The organism is Intrasporangium sp. (assembly GCF_035280925.1).
Classification (GTDB): domain Bacteria; phylum Actinomycetota; class Actinomycetes; order Actinomycetales; family Dermatophilaceae; genus Intrasporangium.
In genome coordinates this window covers 1-4,829 of the sequence record NZ_DATEEY010000140.1, presented here as the reverse complement: position 1 = coordinate 4,829, position 4,829 = coordinate 1, and the positions used below count along the sequence as shown (strand labels likewise).

Annotated in this window: 4 protein-coding genes and 1 pseudogene; 3 read left to right on the top strand and 2 right to left on the bottom strand. The window is 69.9% G+C overall.

Annotated elements, in window-relative coordinates; translation table 11 throughout:
* Both VJN29_RS13165 and VJN29_RS13160 read left to right on the top strand, forming a co-directional pair.
* Positions 1 to 1,650 (top strand): helix-turn-helix transcriptional regulator (locus VJN29_RS13165; protein ID WP_324144084.1); only part of this gene is annotated, 1,650 nt, incomplete at its 5' end.
* A 100-nt stretch (positions 1,651 to 1,750) separates the two neighbouring features.
* Positions 1,751 to 2,611 (top strand): alpha/beta hydrolase, encoded by an 861-nt coding sequence (locus VJN29_RS13160; protein WP_324144083.1) that lies wholly within the window; start codon positions 1,751 to 1,753, stop codon positions 2,609 to 2,611.
* Here VJN29_RS13160 and VJN29_RS13155 read toward each other — a convergent pair.
* Positions 2,608 to 3,789, bottom strand: coding sequence for an acetyl-CoA C-acetyltransferase (locus VJN29_RS13155; RefSeq protein ID WP_324144082.1), 1,182 nt, complete (start codon positions 3,787 to 3,789; stop codon positions 2,608 to 2,610). The two genes, VJN29_RS13160 and VJN29_RS13155, sit on opposite strands and share 4 nt — an antisense overlap.
* A gap of 55 nt (positions 3,790 to 3,844) precedes the next feature.
* A complete protein-coding gene (locus VJN29_RS13150) occupies positions 3,845 to 4,426 on the bottom strand; it encodes a GNAT family N-acetyltransferase (protein ID WP_324144081.1) in 582 nt (193 codons plus the stop codon).
* A 38-nt stretch (positions 4,427 to 4,464) separates the two neighbouring features.
* Between VJN29_RS13150 and VJN29_RS13145 the strand changes: the two are divergent.
* A pseudogene (locus VJN29_RS13145) lies at positions 4,465 to 4,829 on the top strand (crotonyl-CoA carboxylase/reductase); the annotation flags it as partial.

The window sequence follows — 4,829 nt, the reverse complement described above, 5'->3', positions numbered from 1 at the left end:
GAGCCCTGGATGGCGCGGGTTGCGGCCGATCTGGATGACCTGCGCGCGGCGATGGACTGGGCGGCGGAGTCCCGAGACCTGCGAGGGCTGGTGGGCATCACCGAGCCCATCGTCCGCTTCTGGTTCGAGCGCGGCCTGTCCCGGGAGGTGTACCGACGTGTGCACGACGCGGCCGATGTCACGGGCGTGCCCGACGACGAGCGCGTGCGGGGATTGATCACCGCGGCGGCCCTGGCCCTTGCCAGCGAACAGCCGGCCAGCGCCTATCGGTCGGCGAGCAAGGCGGTCGACCTGGCACGCGCCGCCGATGTGGGCGGTGCGCTCTCGGTCGCGTTGGGCCAACGGGCCTTCTCGGGGGCGCTGTCGGGGCTGGCGACCAGCGCGCAGGTGGACGCCGACGCCGAGCAGGCGGTCGAGCACGCGGAGCGCTGCGAGGATGCTTCGAACTACGCCTACGTCCTGGCGTTCGCTGGGGCGGCGCTGTTCTGCCGCCGCTCCATCGACGCCGCGTGCCGTCGGTTCGAGCAGGCCGTGGAGGTGTGTGAGGCCAATGAGCTCGCCTTCCAACTGCCGGCCGCCCACGCGTCCCCTGGCATTTGGGAGGTGTGGACTGGACGGCTCGACCGGTCACGCCGGCACGCTCGACGTGCGGTCGAGCTCAGCCGGCAGGCCGGACGTCCCGGCTGGGAGGCGCTGGGACTCGCTGGCCTGGGCGCGGCTGCCGTCTTGCAAGGCAACCACGGTGAGGCGCGGGACCGGCTGTCCGAGGCGCAGACGGTCCTGCGAGGACAGGGTTTGGAGGGGACCCAGTACGACATGCAGCTCGGTCCGTGGCTCGCCTTGTCGGCGTACGCATCCGGTGATCTCGAGACTGCTCGGGCGGCGGCGGACGGGGTCGTGCGGTTGGGCCGTGGTGGCGGCAACCGGTGGGGCGAGTCCATCGGCGAGTGGCTGCTCGGTGTGCTCGCACACGTCGAGGAGCGCCGCGACGAGGCGCGAGCACATCTTGCGGCAGGTCGCGCGCTCTCGACCGACCCGCGCATCCCGTTGCCGCTGGGCCGGTCGTTGCTGGGTCTCGCGGTTCTGGCCGTGCGGGACGGGGACCTCGACGAGGCGTGGGAGCTGGCGCACGAGGGCCTGGAGGTCATGGACGACTACGGCGACCGGCTCGGGGCCGCGGGGGCGCTGGAGACGATCGCGGACCTGGCCGTTGCCCTCGGCGAGCCCGAGCGGTCGCTACGCCTGCTCGCCGCGTCGCAACGGTTCCACACCGACACCGGCCTCGAGCGCTTCTCCTTGGAGGGCGACCGCTTCGGTCGTGCTCACCAGGCCGCCCGAGCCGACCTGGACGACACCGATGCGACTGCTTGCTGGGACGCGGGCAGCGAGCTGACGCTGGCCGACGCGGTCGCGTATGCCCGCCGCGGGCGGGGCGAGCGTCAACGCCCGCAGATTGGCTGGGCGTCACTGACTCCAGCCGAGCTCGACCTCGTGCGGCTGGTCGCCGAAGGCCACACCAACGCCGAGATCGGTCAGCGCATGTTCATCTCCGTCAACACGGTCAAGAAACACCTGTCCCGCGTCTACGCCAAGGTCGACGTCGACGGACGCGCGGACCTGGCCGCACAGGTCGCACGCCGCGACCTGTAGTCACCCCTGACCGCCGAGACGTACCCGGTCGGGTGACGATCTCCGACGTCGTCTGCGTCACCGTTGCAGGCATGACCGCACGAGACGGAGGCAGACAGCGATGAGCAACCAACGCAACCACTACGTCACCACCTCCGACGGCGTCACCATCGGTGGGACCGTGCACGGCGAGGGAGCTCCGCTGGTGTTCCTACAAGGCGCCATGGGCGACGGCGACCTCGACTGGGACCTCGTGCTGAGGCATCTGACCGACCAGTTCACCTGCCACCTGCCGAGCCTGCGGGGCCGGGGCCTCAGCGGCGATCACCCAGACCTCACCATCCGCCGGCAGGTCGACGACCTGCTCGCCTACGTCGACAGCATCGGGGCACCGACCAGCCTGGCGGGGTGGTCCGGCGGCGCCAACCATGCGCTCGGCGTCGCGGCGCAGTCCGACACGGTCACGTCGGTGGTCGCCTTCGAGCCAGTGGTGCAGAGCCTGATGGACGAGCAGGAGCAGGCGGCGCTTCTCGGCGCCGCCGCCAGGATGGGCGAACTTGCCACCGACGGCAGCCTGGCGGAGGCGGCTCGCGCGTTCGCCGGCTGGCCCTTCAACGACCAGGAGGTCGCCGCGGCCGAGGACGCCGGCTACTTCAAGGCCGTAGGGCGCTACGTTCCGAACCTGCTCAGTCTCCTCCAGCAGTTGACGGAGCATGGAGACCCCACCACAGATCCGGCCGTGCTCGGCGCGATCTCCGCTCCGGTGAGCGTGCTGCACGGAGCGGACACCAAGCCGTTCTTCGTCACGTGCGCGCGGTACGTCGCCGACCACGTCACCAACGGACAGGTTCAGGAGATCCAGGGCGCCGGGCATGCCGCCCCACTGACGCATCCCGAGGCGCTCGCTGATGCTCTCACCGCGTTCTTCGCTTCGTCAGCTCGAGTCCGACCGGCCGTCACCAACGTGATGGCCGACAACTAGATGGTCTTGACGATGAGGGCGTCGCCCTGGCCGCCTCCGCCGCAGAGGGCAGCCGCGCCGGTGCCGCCACCGCGGCGGTTCAACTCGTTGAGCAGGGTGAGCACGATGCGGGTGCCCGACGCGCCGATCGGGTGGCCCAGCGCAATGGCGCCGCCGTTGACATTGACGACGTCGTCGCTCACGCCCAGGTCGCTCATCGAGGCGGCACCGACCGCGGCGAACGCCTCGTTCAGCTCGAACAGGTCGATGTCGCCGACCTTCAGGCTCGCCCGCTCGAGCGCCTGGAAGATCGCCCTCGACGGCTGGGTGAGCAGCGAGGCATCGGGGCCGGCGATCTGACCGTTCGAGACGATCTCGCCGAGGGGCGTCGCGCCGAGCTCGTCGGCCTTGGCCTTCGAGACCACGATGACTGCGGCGCCGCCGTCGGAGATCTGGCTGGCGTTGCCGGCGGTGATGTTGCCGGCCTTGTCGAACGCGGGGCGCAAGGCGCCGAGGGACTCGAGCGACGTCTCGGCGCGGACACCCTCGTCCGAGGTGAACACCACGGGATCGCCCTTGCGTTGCGGGATCTCGACCGGGACGATCTCGTTGTCGAACAGGCCATCCTTCGCAGCCCGGGCCGCACGCTCGTGTGACTTGTAGGCGATGTCGTCCTGCACGTCACGGCTGATGCCCGCCGACGCTGCGTACTTCTCGGTGCCCGCGCCCATCGCCACCTGGTCGAACGCGCAGAACAAACCGTCGTACATCATCGAGTCGATGACCTTCTTGTCGCCGAGGCGCATGCCGGCCCGGGCGTCGGGCAGCAGGTACGGCGCGTTGGTCATCGACTCCTGGCCACCGGCGACGACGACGTCGGCCTGGCCGGACTGGATGAGCAGGTCGGCCATCATGATCGAGTTGATGCCCGAGAGGCAGACCTTGTTGATCAGCGTCGATGGGACCGACATGGGGATGCCGGCGTCGACGGCAGCCTGGCGGGCGGGCATCTGGCCGGCGCCGGCGAGGAGCACCTGGCCCATGAACACGTAGTCGACCTGCTCGCCGGTCATCCCGGCACGCTCGAGCGCGGCCTTGATGGCGAGGCCACCGAGTTGCGAGCCCGAGAACCCTGCAAGTGAGCCCGACAGCTTGCCGATCGGGGTGCGAGCCCCCGCGAGGATCACCGATCCGGCCATTGCATTCCCCTGACGTCAGGCGACTGCTGCCTTGCAGCCGCTGCGGAGTGCCAGGTTACCGGGGGGTAATCCGACCGGGCCAACGAGGACCGGTCCGCCACTCCTCGACGGTGAGGGCATAGAGCACGTGGTGTCGGTGAGGGCTGTCGGGCGGCAGGCCCTGGTGCTCGATGTCGCCGACGAGGTGCAGCCCGATCTTCTCCATCACCCGCCGGCTGTTGACGTTGGCCGGGACGGTGAAGGACACGATCTCGTCGAGGCCGAGATCGTCGAAGGCGAAGCGCAGGCACGCGAGGCCACCTTCGGGCGCGTACCCGTGGCCCCAGTGCTCGTGTGCGAGTCGCCATCCCACCTCGATGGCCGGCCGACCGAGGGCGTGTTCGGCCGCAGCCATACCGATGAAACCGCAGAATTCGGCGCCGTCGACGACCTCGACGGCCCACAGGCCCCAGCCCTGCTCGGCGAACTCGGCCTCGATGCGATCGACCAGGGCGTCGGACCGCTCCCGATCGAGCGTCGAGGGAAAGTGCTCCATCACCCGTGGGTCCGCGTTCAGCATCGCGAACGGATCGCGGTCGGACTCCCGCCACGGTCGCAGCTGGAGCCGTTGGGTGACCAAGGTGATCGGTTCGACCATTGGGCCGGCCAAGCTACCGGCCGGTAACGTCCGCGACCATGTCGATGCAGCCCATCCTCGATGCCATCCAGGCCGGCGCCTCGGGCGACGAGCTCGCCGCGTTGCCGATCCCCGAGTCGTACCGCGCCGCGCACGTGCTGCGCAGCGAGCAGGACATGTGGGAGGGCGTCGAGTCCGAGGAGAAGGACCCGCGAAAGTCGCTCCACGTCGCGCAGGTCGCCACCCCCGAGATCGCGCCCGACGAGGTCTACGTGGCGACGATGGCGAGCGCCATCAACTTCAACACCGTGTGGACCTCGATCTTCGAGCCACTGCCCACCTTCCTGTTCCTCGACCGGCTCGGCAAGGAGTCGGTGTGGGGCGCCCGCCATGCCCTCGACCACCACGTCGTCGGCTCCGACGG